Origin of the sequence: Chitinophaga sp. CF418, assembly GCF_900142925.1 — a bacterium.
In the GTDB taxonomy this organism is placed as follows: Bacteria; Bacteroidota; Bacteroidia; order Chitinophagales; family Chitinophagaceae; genus Chitinophaga.
Window position 1 is genome coordinate 22,647 of the sequence record NZ_FRCN01000023.1, and the last position, 18,704, is coordinate 41,350.

Annotated in this window: 13 protein-coding genes; 4 read left to right on the plus strand and 9 right to left on the minus strand. The window is 42.4% G+C overall.

The features are described 5' to 3' along the window. Positions 1-410: 410 nt before the first annotated feature. The 4 genes from F3I09_RS33705 to F3I09_RS33720 form a co-directional block, all read right to left on the minus strand. A complete protein-coding gene (locus F3I09_RS33705) occupies positions 411-830 on the minus strand; it encodes a hypothetical protein (protein WP_149699458.1) in 420 nt (139 codons plus the stop codon). Between the two features lie 544 nt (positions 831-1,374). Continuing rightward, positions 1,375-1,818, minus strand: a complete 444-nt coding sequence (locus F3I09_RS33710) for a hypothetical protein (protein ID WP_149699459.1) — start codon at positions 1,816-1,818, stop codon at positions 1,375-1,377. Beyond that, entirely contained in the window at positions 1,815-2,162 is a 348-nt protein-coding gene (locus F3I09_RS33715) for a hypothetical protein (RefSeq protein WP_188134068.1), read from the minus strand. Before F3I09_RS33715 ends, F3I09_RS33710 begins: the two co-directional genes overlap by 4 nt. 78 nt (positions 2,163-2,240) lie before the next feature. Continuing rightward, positions 2,241-5,708 (minus strand): RHS repeat domain-containing protein, encoded by a 3,468-nt coding sequence (locus tag F3I09_RS33720; protein WP_149699461.1) that lies wholly within the window; start codon positions 5,706-5,708, stop codon positions 2,241-2,243. 401 nt (positions 5,709-6,109) lie between these two features. Here F3I09_RS33720 and F3I09_RS33725 point away from each other — a divergent pair, with 401 nt between their 5' ends. Beyond that, entirely contained in the window at positions 6,110-6,865 is a 756-nt protein-coding gene (locus F3I09_RS33725) for a hypothetical protein (RefSeq protein ID WP_149699462.1), read from the plus strand. A gap of 73 nt (positions 6,866-6,938) precedes the next feature. On the opposite strand, the gene F3I09_RS33730 is transcribed toward F3I09_RS33725, so the two are convergent. Together F3I09_RS33730 and F3I09_RS33735 are read right to left on the minus strand one after the other, a co-directional pair. Next, a complete protein-coding gene (locus F3I09_RS33730; RefSeq protein ID WP_149699463.1) occupies positions 6,939-7,886 on the minus strand; it encodes a hypothetical protein in 948 nt (315 codons plus the stop codon). A gap of 170 nt (positions 7,887-8,056) precedes the next feature. After that, the gene (locus F3I09_RS33735; RefSeq protein ID WP_149699464.1) at positions 8,057-8,281 is read right to left on the minus strand and encodes a DUF2905 domain-containing protein; all 225 of its coding nucleotides are present in this window, start codon (positions 8,279-8,281) and stop codon (positions 8,057-8,059) included. A gap of 157 nt (positions 8,282-8,438) precedes the next feature. Here F3I09_RS33735 and F3I09_RS33740 point away from each other — a divergent pair, with 157 nt between their 5' ends. Together F3I09_RS33740 and F3I09_RS33745 are read left to right on the plus strand one after the other, a co-directional pair. Further along, positions 8,439-9,350: a DUF6263 family protein gene (locus tag F3I09_RS33740; RefSeq protein WP_149699465.1), complete on the plus strand. Its 912-nt coding sequence runs from the start codon at positions 8,439-8,441 to the stop codon at positions 9,348-9,350. A gap of 435 nt (positions 9,351-9,785) precedes the next feature. Next, the gene (locus tag F3I09_RS33745) at positions 9,786-10,805 is read left to right on the plus strand and encodes an endo alpha-1,4 polygalactosaminidase (protein WP_149699466.1); all 1,020 of its coding nucleotides are present in this window, start codon (positions 9,786-9,788) and stop codon (positions 10,803-10,805) included. Between the two features lie 185 nt (positions 10,806-10,990). On the opposite strand, the gene F3I09_RS33750 is transcribed toward F3I09_RS33745, so the two are convergent. After that, the gene (locus F3I09_RS33750; protein WP_149699467.1) at positions 10,991-12,793 is read right to left on the minus strand and encodes a c-type cytochrome; all 1,803 of its coding nucleotides are present in this window, start codon (positions 12,791-12,793) and stop codon (positions 10,991-10,993) included. A gap of 336 nt (positions 12,794-13,129) precedes the next feature. Between F3I09_RS33750 and F3I09_RS33755 the strand changes: the two genes are divergently transcribed. Beyond that, positions 13,130-15,382: an excinuclease ABC subunit UvrA gene (locus F3I09_RS33755; protein ID WP_149699468.1), complete on the plus strand. Its 2,253-nt coding sequence runs from the start codon at positions 13,130-13,132 to the stop codon at positions 15,380-15,382. Positions 15,383-15,555: 173 nt separating this feature from the next. On the opposite strand, the gene ppsA is transcribed toward F3I09_RS33755, so the two are convergent. Together ppsA and F3I09_RS33765 are read right to left on the minus strand one after the other, a co-directional pair. Beyond that, on the minus strand, positions 15,556-18,183 hold the full coding sequence (gene ppsA / locus F3I09_RS33760) for a phosphoenolpyruvate synthase (RefSeq protein WP_149699469.1): 2,628 nt from the start codon (positions 18,181-18,183) through the stop codon (positions 15,556-15,558). Positions 18,184-18,209: 26 nt separating this feature from the next. Continuing rightward, positions 18,210-18,665 (minus strand): MarR family winged helix-turn-helix transcriptional regulator, encoded by a 456-nt coding sequence (locus tag F3I09_RS33765; protein ID WP_149699470.1) that lies wholly within the window; start codon positions 18,663-18,665, stop codon positions 18,210-18,212. Positions 18,666-18,704: the final 39 nt, after the last annotated feature.

Here is an 18,704-nt window from a genome sequence, read left to right on the forward strand (position 1 = left end):
GTGGCATTCGCATTCAAATTTCAGTTGAGCGTGGATCTTGTTGTTAAAAAAGAATAGTACTATTAAAATAATTAAACGACGCATAGGCGGCTAGTTAAATTTTGCAGATTGAAAGCGTGGCATTCCAAACTTATAAACTGTTGCGGACTTTGCCTCTTTTTTGTGCATTAAACTCTATAGAAAGAACAGAAGTACCTGGGAGCGTAATTAAACTAGCAGAATCTCTTAGCTTACCACATACCGGTAGCACTCAGAGCTCTTGCTAGAACGGACCTCATAAGAGTATATCATCGCTGAAGCCGTTATGCACTGCCAAGCCCTTCGGCGTATTTAACATCGTCTTGATATTCAGAAAACGTATCCTGCCAGAACGAAACTTACAAAACGCTTCTGCGGCTAGCGAGATGTACTCATTCCTTTTTTTTATTCAAAACATCCGTTTGCGGAAAAATGCAAAGGCCTTTAAGGTTCCGGCATCTAAATAGATCCCAAATCACCCTGTCCCCCTCTAACGGTATAAGAACTCCATTAACTTTCATTCCTCCAATGCTTAACTTTCCTGCAACAAAATTCAGACGTGACTCCAAATCCAGATCATAGTATTGTCCTATTACAATAGGCTCGCAATTGCACACACTGTCCTTTGTCGAAGCAATCTTTACAATCGGATTGCCTTTCTGGGCGTAAATTATATATATCGATTCAACAGTATCAATACGGCAAATTTTATATTTACCTTCTATATTGATATTTTGATAAACAGGTGATTGAGAGAATCCACTTTGAAAATGTAAAATAATGATCGAAAAACAAACTAGAAGAAATTTCATTGTCATTTTTTTTCAAGCGAATTGGACAAGTAATGGGTTACATTCTTATTAAAATCCGCCGACTTACAATTTACAGGTAAATGTTCCGCATCTAATAGCAGTTGCTCGCAAATCATCCTCCAATAGCGTTGTTCGTTTTAAAAGCAATTTTGTTTCGTTCTAACCTAAATCTCGTCTTTGACAAACTAGATCAATTCAAAGTCGTCACTTTTCGCGCTGTAGGTCCGCAGTTTATCGAACTGCGATAAACTGCGGATCTACGAGGACGCAAATATTTTTCCGAGACTATTAAAAAAAATAGTCAAATAGCTACTTTTTTATTCGGCCCCGGGTAGCTAGCTCCTCTCTCCAAAGATAATCGGCCTGCATGGTAGGATTCCGTTACCTCATGAAGCATATCCTGCCACGGCTTACCATAGTATCTGTTTTCTTCACATTTAACTGATAATACACACCAACCTTCAATGGTATAACTATAAGCCACCTCACATATGCAAAGAGAACGCCCAGCAACATTGCAAGGCGCTCCATATAATTATCATTCTTATTTTTCTTTCAACTGGTCATACCGTTTCCTTATTAGTTGCCTGAAAGATCTATCTATCATAGGGATATCAAACTCAGACTCTTTTCTGTCCCCATAACTACATTTTTTGTCCAATCTATTATCGTCTGTATTCAAAATCCGTTTCAGAGCTGCTTTATTATTAACCTTTTTCAGGATCTTCCATCTTAAAGAAACCGGAGAATGAAGGTCGTGCCATAAACTGGCTTGTGTATCAAAACATTCATCAAACAAAAATACAGGAAGCGCTCCCTGCGTATAAGAATTGAGGCTGTCCGCATAAGTTAATATCTGTTCCTTTTTTTCCTTTAACCGATCTAAATGTAAGCCAGGGCTTACCGTTACAAATGTATCATTAACCTGAGCCAACAAACCGCTTACTTTAAAGAAAAAAACAATGAATAATATAACCCTTGTAATCATTTAGCTTTAAGTTTTTTACTATTAAATATTATATCAGTGCTTCCATTATTGTATTTAATAGTGCCATCGCCCAATGCATTCGAGGCTCTGACATTAGCATCAGCTTCTTTATTTTGGCTATTTTCAGCAGCTTTAATATTTTTTGACATCGCTTTTAAAGCGGGCATGCCAATTTTGTTATTAATAAAGTCACTTTTTTGAGCTGCATCCATCCCTGTTGCCGCCTGGGAATTATTAAATGCTTTTGTGGCATCTACCATAACGTTATCAGCGGTTCCTGTATATGTGGTTTTCTTTCCATCAATCTTTACTTTAATAGTAACAGGTGAATTGGCAGCATCCATTAACTGGTCCTTATGCCCTTCTTCATGTGCTTTAACTTCCCTTTCTAATCCGGGACTCTGTGTTTCTAGGATAAGCAACTATTGTGTAATCGGTCGGGAATATTGGTAATCAACTACTTTCAGCACTTGCCCATCATTGTCTCTTATCACTTTGAGACGCCCAAATCCGTCATATTCATAGTAAGTGATCCTGCCGACTGCGTCGGATTGGCTGGTCATTCCTACCAAGGGTTCATAACAGACACTTACCATCCGCGCAGCTGCCGGATAAACCCTTAATTCATCAATTGTGATTGCACCACTTACCGTTACAGTTGAAATCCCCGCATTTAGTCTATGTTCATAATAATTCCAACCTTTTTTAGTCGTAACCAGTGTACCACTTCCTCCGTTCACGCTTGCTGAACCGGATTTGCTCCAATAAGAAACTACAAAACTATTAGTCGTGGATAACCCCGATCTTGATACCGCTCCATTCCCTAAAGCATAACATTGATTGCCAGTAATTGCCTGTGTGGTATCTCTTACAGAAGATGGTATAGTCCAATAACCGGCAGCATCGGGCTCAAAGCTTGTATAGGCTATATCGGTCTGCGCGGCATTGCTTACAGTAGCGATCGGGTACAATGTATCATATCCCCAAACATAACTTTGCTTAATGTCATTCTCCTTCTGCTGTTCCTGTATATTACCGTACAGGTCAAACTTATTATAACGAATGCGTGTCTCTATAGGATTTGAGCCGATCTGCAGCTCTGTGTTCATGGGAAGTAATAATTTGCCGTCATTGTTCCAGTCAGTATAATTAGTGTTGGCCAACAGCACAGGTCTGCCTCCCTTTTGTCGTATATTCTTCACGACGTGTGAAAGTATGTTCCTGTTCACCATTTTTTGATACACGTTCCCGGAAGCTGCGAGCTTTGACGGATAAATGCTGGAATCACTGATTAACTCACCATCACTGGCCCATGAATTCTGCATGGTTGGTAACGTATGCAGCAGGTCATCATATTTATATTCGGTAAATGTGGATATCTTATTACCAGAATCATCCCAGGTCGTGTCAGACTGATTGGTCAGCAACATAACACCAGAACGATTCGGAAATGAAGTAAGCGCAAAATCCTCATTCGCATAAACCGTAGTACTGTTCACTTCCTGGCAACAGGTAGTCAGGTAAATATTCTTAATCTTCAACGAATTTTCCAGGGTTTCCCGGTACGGGCTATAGTTAAACCGTTTTGTGCTGATAAGTGAATAATTCCCCCCAACTCTTTTATAAGTATTCTCATAAGCCAGCTTATTATTCTTCCAGGAATTAGATGTGAGAAATATACCAATGGTATTAAATGTAACTGTCCTCACTACAGGCAGATTTGCAATCTCTGTCTGATCTGTATACACGTTGTACCCATACTCTGTTTTGCCATTGGTCACATCCAGGCTGTCCACCTCATACCTGGTCACCAGTGGATATAGCAGTGGACTTCCACTGAACTGTGATACCGGCAATACGCTATTGGCATGAAATATCAACGCGTCATTGGGAGGTACTGGAATAGTCATATAGAAGCAATTGGCCCCTGCCCCACGGGGCATTATCTGCTCATAATTCAAATCGCGGTAGTATTGATCTGTCAGCATAGTTCCTGGTGCATATTCATACTTCTCACGATCCAGGAATTTCCCATCTAAATCATAGTTGGTAATGGTCTTTACCCTCAGTCCTCCGGATCTTTCGGTAACAAGTACGTCTCCGAGATTTTTGGTATAAGAGATCACGCAGTTTGCAGAAACATCAGGGCTGGAACTATAGATATTTACAGTTAAATTATATGTATGTCCTGCAACCAGCGACAAGCCGACGTCATTAACCTGGTAGGAAGAACTTTCCTGCCCGACCGGAGTACTAATAAAGAAAATCTGCGAGCCAGTAGTCTGATCCGTAAGTATTATCCTTGGCCTGTCTGTTACCGGCTTACCAGCAAAAGCAGAGATATATGCAGAGTACTTAAAATCTTCATTGTCTGCATCCACCGTAAATATCTTTGTATTCGTAGACTGTACATTGCCAGTACAACTAGCTGATTGTGAAATATCCTGAACCTGCGTTTCATACTTTTGGAAGGCATGTGGTTCAAATTCAAATACGGTTTTACCTTTTGTCGGGTACTCTATTGATGTGATAGTTCCGGCTTTCATCCTATCGCTGTCCGGTTCTCTGTTAGCACTACCAATATTGTAGTAAGTGTTCCAGAAATAAATATTCTGAGCGGGGATCAGGGTAACATTCCCCCAGGCACCGTTGTTAAATCCCCAGCGGTCCTGCGCATAAGATTCACGGGGCGCCAGTTTGGAGGTGTCATAGGTCATCCGGTAACTTTGTGGAGACAGCGCACCACTGACAGACAACAATGCTACAGAATCCAGTCTGAGCCTCTTTTTCTGTTCCGCACTAGCTGCAGTGAAAACGTACTCTGAACCAATGCTATTAAAGTAGGATTGATACAGTTTCATCCGTTTTACCTGCTTCAAACGGCCATTCAGGTTGGAATAGACAATAATTTCGTTCAGGCGCATGCCTGATCCTGTTACGTCCTGTCTGTCACATGTATTGATGAATGAAATCCTTCCCCCTCTCCAATTAATTTCCTTTGGATATGCCTCATTCAATGTGATCATCTGTGTTTTAGTCTGTTGCTCATTCTTAAACTGCCAGTTCGGAGTAGGCCCACACTGAGTAAATGCATTTCCAACATAATGTGTAAAATTAGTACTCCACTGATAGGATGTGCTACAGGAATTCTCATAACTGAAATAAATTGTGTCTGCAGCATTGCTATCCACCATCTTTGTCAGTCGCCAGGAACTGATATAAGTATACAACCCGGAAGCCACTGACATATCGGTGGAGGTAGTCTTCTCAAACAGGTACACAATCCCATTCTCGTCAGTAATTTTGTAGAACAGTCCATTCGATCCCACACCAGTCTCTATCTTATTATTTGTTACCGGTATTTGCATGAAAGTACCATTCCTCCTGTAAAGAAACTTACCAGAAGGACCATTGATATTGTATGAATAAATATCCGGCTCCGCGTCCCGAAGCCCTTTCTGTACCTCATACAAATAAGTATAAAACGTTGAGGGGGAACCTGCCACTGAATCAGGAGATGGGGCGTTTCGAAACCCAAATTGATCTTCATCAGGAATTCCCACCATCTGTCTGCTGATAGAACCTATACCAGATAAAGCCCACCCCAGCCCCACGCTGGATGCCATTTCATCTATTCTTACGCCACCGGCATGATAGTCCAGCGATATGGGTATATTAATCTTTCCAATATTGATATTAAATACAGGCACCGTGATAGAAGGGACGCCTGTTGCGTAGCTTACAGGTATCTCACCAAATTTACCAAGGCTGGCAACTTCCGGCGATTTTGGGGAAACATCAATGATACTTTGAAAGGTAGTACCCGACCTTATCTGGCCATTCACAGTTATACCTGCTGTCAGACAAAGCAGCAAAAGAAATCGTCTCATAGGTAGAGAATGATTAATAACAAGTCATTTAATATATCATAAGAATTCCGGCATTAAACTATATTAAAGAGCCTTTCTTATGGATTAAGATCTAAATTGAGAAATGTGACTGCTCGAACAATGTATAGGAAGCCTGTCAAAGGATACAGGGCAACATCAAATTTCAATCAGCCGCAAAGGTGATGAAACCATGCGACAAAACACATAACACATTAGTTGTATGCATATTACATAATTATTTCTGAACGTATCATCGCAAAGAAAGCTGCTAATAACGCATTGTATGTGCGTTGAGAAGTTCTGATGCCAAGCATCCTCCTCACGAAATACCGTTGTCAGTATAATAACAGTTTTTTAATCTTTTTTGCATATTTTCACTATAATTTGAAACAGAATACTATATGAGAACATACGCAATACTTATTTTCTTGTTGTTTGCCGGAACTGCTTATTCGCAGAAAACCATCAACAATTACAAATATGTACTCGTACCGGACAGGTTCGATTTTTTTAAGATGGATAATCAATATGGATTGAATACGCTGACCAAATTCCTGTTACAGGAAAAAGGATTTACTGCTGTGATGGGTAGCGAGCCATTACCACCGGAAGTGGTTGCCAATCCCTGTAGTGCGCTCAAAACTGAGGTAGTAGAGAAAAAAGGATTATTCGTTACAAACCTTACGCTGCTATTGAAAGATTGCCAGGGTAATATCATCTTCAAAAGCAAGGAAGGTAAAAGCAGGGAGAAAGAATTTCAGGCTGCTTACGAATTTGCTTTAAGGGGTGCATTTTCATCGCTGAACGATGTACCTTATAAATATGACAGCGTCTCGTTAGCACCACCACAGCCGGTTGTTGCGGTGCAGCCTCCTATACCTTCCGCTCCTGTTCCCGCTCCGGCAGCGGCCCCCACATCAGTTGCGATCACCGAAAGCATGGGTACCTTATATGCGCAGGCAACGGCCAATGGATATCAGTTAATTGATACCACTCCGAAAAAGGTATTAACACTGCTCAAAACTTCTATGCCTGACTATTTCATAACTGAGGGCGGAGCATACAATGGTCTTGTCTTCAAAAACAATGGGGAGTGGTTTTATGAGTACTATAAAGACGGCAAACTCGTTTCTTTGAAACTGCAGATTAAGTTCTGATCGCTATCTGAAAAAATATACTTCTGATCTGTTCAGGAGATTGAAGCCGGGGCCACACACCCCGGCTTTCCTTTTATGCTTCTTCTGTTACTCTTGATGTTTTCGTCAATGGAGGTGCAACAAATACTGCCATCTTCGGGATCAGATAGCTCAGACAAACGCCGATATTAAAGGCCGCAGTGAAATTCTGTGCTTCTGTCTTCACATTACCGTTTGCATCTGTTCCATCCACGTCATCAGCAAAGTAACCTACCCTGTCAGTTATACCGGAGATAAAGAGGAACGGTGCGTCACACAACAAGCGTATTACGCCATGAGTCGTTTCTACGGAGCCTACCGGCAGTGTGTTACCGGTATCGGCGAGTGCCTTTAACCCACTCTCATCAGAATACTGGTAATCGGCATAGTTAGTGATATTCACAACGCTCACGCCGATGTAGTCTTTATCAGACAAGACACCGATATTACTTGAAGGATTCAGGTAAGGCTTCAACAAACGTTGTTCTATCAATTTGATTGTATCAGCATCCAGGCGATTGAAAATGTTTGCATTAACAGCTGAAGGAAGTACTTTTTCGAAATGTACAGGATCATCCCATTGACTTTGTGGGTTTTCACCGTTCGGATGATAATTATGAATGAAGATATTGCTGCCAAATACTACACAGCCGTTATTGTTACCACCGTCGAGCCCTAGTGCAGCTGTGCCTAACGCAACTACCAGGTCTGGTTTTTCAGTACGGTACTGGAGTATCTTGGGCAGACATTCATGTTTACCCTGCGAGCTGGAGGGATTCCATTTTGGATCCATGATGTCCTGCACGCACCACAGCTCAATCGTTATTTGCTCATATGAGTCCCATACGGCGCGGGGCTTTGCGGTGCCTTGTGAAAAAGTCCATGGATAGTTCAGTTGTGTGGGGTCTTTCAGCTCTTGAGGACGGATCCTCACGTTCAAGAGCGCATTTAAAATAGGTTCAACTTCCCAGGATTTGTTGCCTATTAATACAATCCTTTTCATAAAGTGGGTTTAAAGAGTGAATGAATGGGTGCTAAACAAGCGTATTAATGGTTATTCGGGTGTAATTCCAGATTAATAACACCGAACGGGGAAAAAGGTTAACTTTTTTAGAAATCCATTGGAAGGGAAGGAAGATGCAGAAGATTGAAAATTCCTAATGCCAGGAGTTATTACCTCACAAACCGCTGTATTACCCACGAGATCAATGTAAGGACTATACTAACCAGGATCATTGTTGTAATGGGAATATATATCCGATAGTTGCCCCGTTCAATTCTGATATCTCCCGGAAGATGTCCCAGAAAGCGCAGCTTATCGCCCAGGAACCATATGATTAGTCCGGCTATAAGTATCAGAACTCCAATAAGCACTATCGTTTTGCCAATACGTTCCATGTTTCCAAAGTTACGTTTTTCCCCTCAGCACCGCAGCCCCCCAAACATCTTCGTATGTGACTACCTGACAAAAAAACTGAACCGGCTAACGTTACCTTTTCCCCCCATATTTACCAAAACAATCTCTATATTGCGCCTCAAACATAAATCCCCTACTATGAACATAAAAACCGGATTCTTACTGTTCCTCGGATTATCTTTGACATATACCGCCTTCTCCCAGACACAAGCTAAGAAGAACCTCAAGCTCACCTTTACCCCAGGCGAAGAATTTGATTACAAGAGCAGCATGATCATTGATGTAACGCAGGCTAAACAACCTATGATACGCCAGGAACTTGCTTATACGCTTTTATGGAAGGTCATAGGTAAAGATGCGACCGGAAAAACAATGATCAGGGCAGCATATACCAGTCTCAGGCAAAAGAAAGAAGATAGATCGAAACAGGAGACTACTGGTTATGACTCTGACATGCCGGATCAGTTTATCAAAACAAGCAATGGTGAGAAGGAACAATTCCTCAATTTGCATTACCGCCAGTTCAATGATGCCCTGATTGGCCAGGCCTTCACCATTTATTTTGATGAATCCAACGCCGGTATTAAGGTTACCGGTGTTGATACCATAACAGACAATGCGCTCGATAAGGTACAGATAGATGATGCGGAATATAAGGAAGGCTTTAGACAAGGCGTAAAATCAATGTCAAATAATGAGGAAATTCAGAAACAACTGGAAGCCGCATTTGACTATCTGCCTGGAAAGCCAGTGGGTATTGGCGACGGCTGGACTAAAAACAAGCCTCTTGAAATGGCTACACTGAAATTAGGGTACGTTGTAAAATCAATTCAACCAGATAGTATGGCTGTTTTACTCATATCAAGCCCGGTGATAAATAATGATTATCAGATGAGTGTGGGTATGCAGGGTAATCTGACCATTGATGCCAAAACTGGTTTATTGATTCATTCTGCTACACGTCAGGAATCGAAATCGGTACCTGGTAGTCAGGAGCAGGTATCCATGATCACCACCGAAAAATTTGAGCTGATCAGGCGAAAGAAATAAAAGTAGTTTCGATACTAACAATATATATATCATAAAAGAGATAACAGAAAAGGGAATCAAATCAAGGTAATCAGCCTTGCGTTTGGTTCCCTTTGTATATGTATAAACTGGCAATCAGGCTCCTGATCGCATTATAGATTGCAATCAGGACAAGATAACATATCCTCAAACACGGCTGCATCTAAACGCAATATTCCTTCATGGAAAACCGTATCAGACAGATGTGTTACTATCCCTTTTTCCAGAACAGCCTGCATTACTAGTCAATACCTTATCGGCCTGTCCTTTACACTTGCCAGCCTTTTAAACTGTATCATCGACATTTTATATTTCCAAAATAATACCTTCGCAATGAAAAATGCGATGCATCCTCTTTCATTAAATAAACTGGATGGATGTATCGTTATCCTGATTATACCATATTGTTGTATGCTAATGAAAACCAGAAACAAAGTACTGTTTGCATTGCCCGTGGTGTTGAGCATTTTATCATGCTCCAAAACCGAAAACACCAATCCATCAAACGAACAGGAACAAGAAAAGCAGCAGGCCGCCGCTGCAACTGACTACAGGCAGGAGATGCGGAACTTTGTAATTGGCATCAGCCAGTATGCAAAGGCGCAGAATCCACAGTTTGCCATTATTCCGCAGAACGGAATAGAACTGATCACCACCAATGGAGAATCCGATGGTACCCTTGCACAGACCTATCTGAACGCTATTGACGGCGTAGGACAGGAAGACTTGTTCTTCGGTTATGAAGATGACAACAAGCCCACTCCTTCCGAAGATAACCTGTACCTGCGGGAATTCCTCAACCGGATCAAGACCACCAAAAAGGTAATGGTAACGGATTATTGTTCAGGTAAGACAAACATGGATAAGTCTTACAGCTCCAACAACACCAACGGCTATATTTCTTTTGCCGCGGATAAAAGAGAGCTGTATAACATTCCCGCTTACCCGGCCCAGCCTTATGGTGTGAACACCAACAACATTACCAGTCTTTCACAGGCAAAGAATTTCCTGTATCTGATCAATCCGGAGAAATTCTCCAGCAAAAAGCAGTTCATTGATTCTGTAAAGACAAAGAACTATGATGTGATCCTGATGGACCTGTTCCTGAATGAAACTGCTTTTACTGCAGCAGAGATTGATCAGCTTAAAACAAAGGCTAATGGTGGCAAACGCCTGGTGATCTGTTATATGTCCATCGGAGAGGCAGAAGATTATCGTTACTACTGGCAAAGTACCTGGAAAGTAGGTAACCCGCCGTTTATCGTAGCGGAAAATCCTGACTGGCCAGGCAACTATAAAGTACGGTACTGGAACACTGACTGGAAAAATGTCATTTTCGGTAATGATGCATCTTACACGAAGAAACTGATAAACAGTCACTTTGATGGTGCTTATCTCGATATTATTGACGGGTTCGAATATTTCGAGGGTAACTAAGCCCCATTATCTGTCATAGGTATAAAAAAAGATGCAGTACGCATAGCGATACTGCATCTTTTTTTATACCTATACCTACTTCTCCTGATTCGCCTGTAAAACAAAACAATAATTGTAGTTTACCGCGTCCAAAAGGTAGCGGTTGAAGTAACAGCCATGATCCGGGAAAAGGTCCTAATGCCCCTTCATTTTTTACTGACACCACCACGCACCTTGTTGATCTCTTCATAGGTAAATGCGCTGTCTTTCTGGTTAAAGCGCTTGTTGATATAAGTGAGTATAGAGGCTACAGCATAGTCATCCAGAAAATCGCCATGTGCAGGCATTACGCCGTTGTAGGTCTTACCGTTCACTTTGATCTCTCCCTGCAACCCATTCAACACTATTCTAATTAATCGCTCCCGGCTGCCACTGACAAATTCAGAACCTGTCAGGGGTGGATAGCGGTTATTATCTCCTTTACCATCGCGCTGATGGCAACTCGTGCAATACGTATTATACAACATATTCCCATGCATCTCCCCTCCCTTTCCCAGGTTATCCTTTACTTCGTCGGGTGTCTTTATGTAAGACCGCGATTTACGGGCTTCCATAGCGGCCAGCTGTGCCTCGCCAAACCGCGCTTTGCTTCCTTTATACATCACCCGCCATATCCTGCCCTTATTGGATTCTGAAATATAGAGTGAGCCATCTGGCCCTTCAGCGAGCCCCATAGGACGATATAATGCATCACTTGTATTCACCACAGTATCTACGCCGGTAAACCCGTCTGCAAACACTTCCCATTTACCCGTGGGCTTCCTGTTCTCAAACGGCACAAAACATACGATGTACCCTGCCTGAGGATAAGGCGATCTGTCTGTTGAGCCGTGGAAAGCAATGAAAACACCCTTCTTATACCGCTCAGGAAACTGACGACCACGGTAGAACAATAGCTCCATAGGCGCCCAATGACCGGGGAAGCCGATTACAGGTACATCAAACTTAGCAGCTCTGCCAATAATCTTCCCATCACCGCCATATCCGGGCTGCAGCATGTTCCTGCCCAGCATGTGATCGAAGTAGGCATAAGGCCATCCAAAATCCGATCCTTCCGTAACCTTCAAGAGCGGTTCTGAGGGTAGTACTGCTGCCTGCCAGGAGGTAAACACATCCGGATACCGGGTATGAAAATTATCTATCCCATTCATCACTGCATACAGACAGTCATCGTCCTGGTTCCAGGCTATGCCTAATACACTTCGGATGCCCGTGGAGTATTTATAGCCGTCTTTCTGTGTCTGACCTTCCTTGTCTGCATCAAAACGCCATATACCTCCATGCCATTTAAGGTCTGGAGCAGGATCAAGCCCCTTGCCTCCCGGCATTCCTCCGGGACCAGCTTTTTCAACATCCTGCGCGGCATCTGTAGGAGCACCAAAAGGCACATACATATTGCCGCGATTATCGAATGCAATGGGCTTGGCTGTATGCCAATGGCGCTCGATATACTCATCCTCATCGGTGAGGATAATCTCCTTTCTACTGTCGGGAATAAGCTGCCCCGCCTTTAGTTTGTTCCTGAACACCTGCCGGAGCGTAGAAGTATACAGGTAACCGTTATAGATCACCATACCTACTGGTAGCCCTCCTTCATCTTTATAATCACCGAAATAAGCAATAATATCTGCCTTACCATCATTGTCATTATCCCGGAGCCCTACTGTTCCTCCTCCTCCTTTCATGATATCGTTATACACAAGCTTTGCATAGATATCGCCGTTTTCATTTACAGCTATATGCCTGGCCCTGCCAATGCTATCTGCCACTACCACCGCTTCAAAATTACCCGGTAGTATAAGTCCTCCATTGTCCGGATCTCCCGGAGGCAGTACTGCAGGAGGTTTACTTTTACAATGAAATACAATAATAGCTATGCAAACGATCAAACACCATTTAATAAAGTGGGAACGGTATATTGCCGGGAAAGTAAAGGAGGATTTGCACATGATCATTACGTTTTGATATAAAATCAAAAAAAGGACCCTCATTTATACTAATATACGGAATCTGCCTGCTTTAATATGAATATCTAATTAATTAGTGAGCAGGCAATATTACAGCTGCTGGCCTGCCGGTCCAGATAGTCCGGAATTAAGGATGCGTTGTCCTGACGCTTATTGAAAAAGACAGCGATGGTAAGAATAAAGTTAAATTGTATTTCTTATCAGAACATGAAAAGATCGAATATATTAACCCTGTTTGATCAGATTTTAAATAATAATTTTGTCGCCTTATCCGGAGTACCTGCACTCCACTCTTCAATAAAAAACCAATTCAACGCTATGACCCAGGAATACATCGAAATACGTGGTGCACGGGAAAATAATTTAAAAAATGTAGATGTTCGTTTGCCCAAGAGGAAAATCAACATCTTTACCGGCGTATCCGGTTCAGGGAAGTCGTCTATTGTATTTGACACCATTGCCAATGAGGCGCAAAGACAATTGTATGAGAACTTCAGTATGTTTATCCGGAACCTGCTTCCGCGTTACCCTCAGCCCAATGCAGATGTTATAGAAAAACTGAGCATGGCAATTATCGTTGATCAGAAGCGGCTGGGTGGTGGTTCTCATTCTGTGATGGGTACTGTGACAGACATTTCACCTGTACTGCGCCTGCTTTTCTCCAGGATAGGAAAACCCTTTGTCGGATATTCAAATGTATTCTCCTTTAATGACGCACAAGGCATGTGCCCGGAATGTAACGGATTAGGGCAAAAGCTGGGATTTGACGGAACGAAGTTTTATGATCCTGATAAGTCTTTAAGGGAAGGAGCATTACAGGTACCTGGTTTCGCTGGTTGGGAAAAAGATATGTATGCCAACACCGGTTATTTTGATATAGATAAGAAGCTGCGTGATTATACTGATGAGGAAATGAATCTGCTGCTATATAGCCCTCCCACAAAGTTTAAGCTACAAATAGGTAATGGAACGATGAATGCCACCTATATGGGGATTATAGAAAAATTCAATCGTTCCTACATTAAACGGGACCTTAAAACTTTATCGGAACGTACACAGAAAATGGTGTCCGCTTACCTGCATTATGGGCCGTGTCCGTTATGTAAAGGCGCCCGCCTGAACCAGGAGGTGTTAACATGTAAAATAAATGGATATAATATTGCATCGCTGTCTGCAATGGAAGTAGAGGAGTTGATTCCCTTCCTGCAGAAAATAAGCGATCCCATAGCCCGACCAATGATAGAAGCACTTACTGAGCGTTTACAACACCTGGTTGACATGGGATTGGGCTATCTGAGCCTTGACAGGGCCACAGATACACTGTCAGGAGGAGAATCCCAAAGGGTAAAGATGGTAAAACATCTTGGCAGCAGCCTGATCGATGTATTATATATTTTTGACGAACCAAGTGTGGGATTACACCCCAGGGACGTCTACAGGCTTAATGCGCTGCTTACCAAGCTGAGAGATAAGGGAAATACGGTAATAGTAGTAGAACATGATCCTGATGTAATCAGGATTGCAGACCATATAGTAGACGTGGGCCCGATGGCTGGATCAAAAGGTGGGAGTATTATGTATGAAGGTAGTCTTGCTGGTTTACTCAAATCGGGCACCCTTACCGGAAAATATATGAACCATACTTTTACTATAAAAGAACAATACCGGAAAGCAAAGGGACAACTCTCTATCAATCACGCCACTAGTAACAATCTACAAAATGTATCCGTTAATATTCCTGTGGGCGTATTGACAGTAGTCACGGGTGTAGCCGGCTCAGGCAAAAGCTCTCTGATACATCATGCTTTTCTGTCAAAACATCCCGAGGCGGTTGTAGTGGATCAGTCAGCTGTGGGCACTTCTTCAAGATCCAATCCCGCAACTTATACCGGAGTGATGGACCTGATAAGAAAAGCATTTGCCAATGCCAATAATGTAAATGCATCACTTTTCTCGTTCAACTCAAAAGGAGCTTGTGAGAATTGTCAGGGTACAGGTGTCATCTACACAGATCTTGCCTTTTTAGAAGGTGTAAAAACACCTTGTGAGATATGTGAGGGAAAAAGATATAAGGAAGAAGTGCTTAGCTATAAACTGAACAGCAAAAACATTTCCGAGATTCTGGAGATGACCGTTAAAGAAGCCAATGACTTCTTTACCATAAAGGAAATCTCAAAGAAACTGCAAACATTGATGGAAGTGGGTCTGGAATACCTGACACTGGGACAACCATTGAGTACGCTCTCAGGAGGAGAATGCCAGCGTATCAAGCTAGCCAGTGAACTGCATAAAAAGGGCAGCATCTATGTTTTGGATGAACCAACTACAGGGCTGCACATGTCTGATACCGGCCGCCTGATCTCTTTGATGGATAGCCTGGTAGATGGCGGGAATACAGTAATTGTCATCGAGCATAATCTTGATGTTATAAAAAATGCAGACTGGATAATAGATATGGGGCCGGAAGGTGGCCATAAAGGAGGCCAGGTGATTTTTGAAGGAACACCGAAAGAACTGTGTAATCATACCAGTTCGTATACCGGTTATTACTTAAAACAGGCATTAGGTTAAATGCATTGTTCAATTTAAGCTGACACTTTATTAATGCTGATCTGATAAAAACAAAGAAGGGCTGTATCAAAAGTATGATGCAGCCCTTCGGATACCTGATGGCGACAGGTAGTTGTTTAATCGGTTTTCAGTGCCTTTGCTTATTATTGATACATCTTTTGTAAACAGGTCTTTTACGCTGGTAAAATCTCAATATACCCTTCTGTTCCATGCACCCGGATCCGTTGACCATCTTTTATCAGCTTAGTAGCATTCCCTACTCCGACAACTGCCGGCAGGCCATATTCACGAGCGATAACCGCTCCATGAGTCATCAGTCCGCCAACTTCTGTGACCAGGCCCTTTATGGATACAAACAATGGTGTCCAGCTGGGATCGGTGAAAGCGGTGACTAATATATCTCCCTCTTCCAGGTTAGCATCATCCATGTTTAAGATGACACGTGCTCTTCCCTCTATTAATCCAGACGATACAGGTAAGCCCACAATAGCCCCTGCCGGAAGATTTTCCCACTTGTACTCGCCTCTAATGACTTCACCATCTGATGTCATAACACGTGGTGGAGTAAGCTTTTCATGCAATTTATACTCTTCCTTCCGTTTACTGATGACCTGGTAATCCAGTTTATTGGTACGTACGACTTCACGAAGTTCTTCCAACGTAAGAAAATAGACGTCTTCCTTTTCATGAAGAATATTGGCTTGTACGAGCTGTCCGGCTTCTTTCAGTAAGGCTTGTCTGTAAATGAAGTAACGATTGACCAGATTGTATTTTGGATATTCACGATAACCCATGAAATTCCGGATCAAACCGATCATTCGTTTTGCCTCTCCGGCTTTTTGTTCACCATCCGGTAATTGCTTTATTCGCTCTAATAACTCTTGTTCCTTTTTCAGTGCCTCCTGTAGTCCCTGCTGAAATTTCCGGCTGCTGGCACCAGCTTCCAGGTTCTTTATGTTACTGAGGATCATAGGAACAAGTGTAGCCGGTTTCTCACTCCAACGCGTTCTGGTAATATCGATTTCCCCGCTGCATCGCATTCCATACTTGTTAAGATATGCATTGATAGCATTCCGCACCTCCTCTCCACCATTAAACTTAATCAGTTCATCCAAAAAGTCATCATCTTTTACATGCTGTAAATAGTTAATTATCTCCGGATAAGGGCGAATCACATCAGCGACATCCAATAGCGCCAGCCCCATTTCGGATGTAATATTGTTTGACACAGACAGAGAGAGCGTATCAGCTACATTTTTTTCACCTAACCACTCTTTCATCTTTTCATTTATCCATGATGAAGCATTCATCGCAGTCATAATCACACCAAAGCTTTCCCGATCTGGTGAATCTTTCACTTTCCGGATGTCTTCCAGAATAAAATCAATCCGATCCAATCCTGATTTCCCCTGGATGTTACGCTTCAACTCGTCTATCAATGCCTCCCTACGTTTTATCAACTCAGCAACGATTGCCGGATCATATTCCTTTAGCGTTAGAAAGTCTTCAGGCGATGTCCTCCCATTGCTTTTACCGGGATTTATTTCCTGCCCCTCATCAGATATCAATCTTATAAAATCTCCCCGCTCTAAGATAGTCGTCAGTGCGTCCCTTATGAGCGGATCAGATTTTCCCAGAACATTTACAATAATTTCTCTTCTGCCAGGCGACGCAAGATCAGGTGCGATATCGACAAACAGCCTTCCTCCTGCCGTATACATAGGTCGGCCAGCTGCTAACTGGAACAAAGATATTCCCAAAGGCTTCATCGGGTCAGTCATCATTTGTTGATGACCAACAGATACATAGACGTGGTTTTCCCGATCAGCCACTTCAGGGATCGGGTATAAAGTAGTGATTGGCCGGCTCTGGACAATATAAAATGTATCATTGTCCAGGCACCATTCGATATCCTGTGGACAGCCGAAATGTACTTCGATCTTCCGGCCCATTAGCTCAAGCTGCAGGATCTGGTTATCCGTTAGTACCTGCCTGTTCCGGCTACCGGGTTCAATCTCCTGTTCTTTCGTACCACCATCTTTTAAGGCATAAATACCCAGCTTCTTAGTGGATATCTTCTTATCGATGATTTTACCCTTACCCACTTTATAATTATCAGCATCCACCAGGCCGGAGACCAGGGATTCTCCCAATCCGAAGCTGGCATCAATGGATGACTCTTTCCTGTTAGAAGTGAGGGGATCGGCAGTAAACAGAATTCCTGCCGCCTGCGGGAAGACCATCTGCTGAACAACTACAGACAATTGAACTTTATTGTGGTCGAAGCCATTTTGAAGACGATAAATTACTGCCCGTTCGGTATATAACGATGCCCAACACCTGCTGATATGCTTTAGGATTGCCTCCTCTCCTATAATGTTCAGATATGTGTCCTGCTGGCCTGCAAAAGAGGCTGTTGGCAAATCCTCCGCAGTTGCACTGGATCTTACTGCATAGGCATTTTTCTCACCACACAGGGAGAGCCAACGGGAGATCTCTTCATGAATATCGGAAGGAATGTTTATCCCTTCGACACTGCTGCGAAGTTCAGCGCTGAGTTTACCGATCTTAACCCGGTCTTCCACCTTTAGAAGTGATAGCTGATCCAGTAAACCATTAATCGATGGCATTTCCCCAATGATTCTTTTAAACGCATCCGTAGAAATACAAAAGCCATCCGGTACGCGGATCCCTTCAATCCTGGTAAGTTCTCCCAGGTTTGCACCTTTCCCTCCTACAAGACTGAGTTTTGTCTTGTCGATGTCCTGAAAACCTAACACATATGAACTCTTATTGGCCATATTCATGCTATTTAGATTTTTTGCAATTATTTTTCGCTGAGCTTATTTGTTGTTTCACTCATTACCTCAATTGCTTTTAAAAAGTAGGTTTCTATTACTTTGAGGTCCTTAGCTGAAAATGAAGCGATAATGTTTTCTGACTCCTTCCGGAATTCCCTATAAAGCGGCTCAAAGAGAGCCATTATATTATCAATGTTTGGCTCAATGATCACCTTCCGTCTGTCATCTTCTGCAAATCGTCTTTTCACCAGCTTTTTCTTTTCAAATCTGTCTATTAAACCGGTAATAGCACCGGTAGTAAGACCAGTTAAATTCGCCAGCTCGCCGGCAGTCATTTGCCCTTTTTCTATTAAGAATCCCAGGTATTTGTGATCAGTTCCGGAAAACCCGGCCTTTCGGGCAATGGTTTCATGCATATGAATAGAAGTATATGCATGTTGCTGGCTCAGTTTCCTTATTCGTCTGATTAGCTCGGTATCCATTTTTTATCTTATTAAGTAAATATCTTAGTTACTAAGATA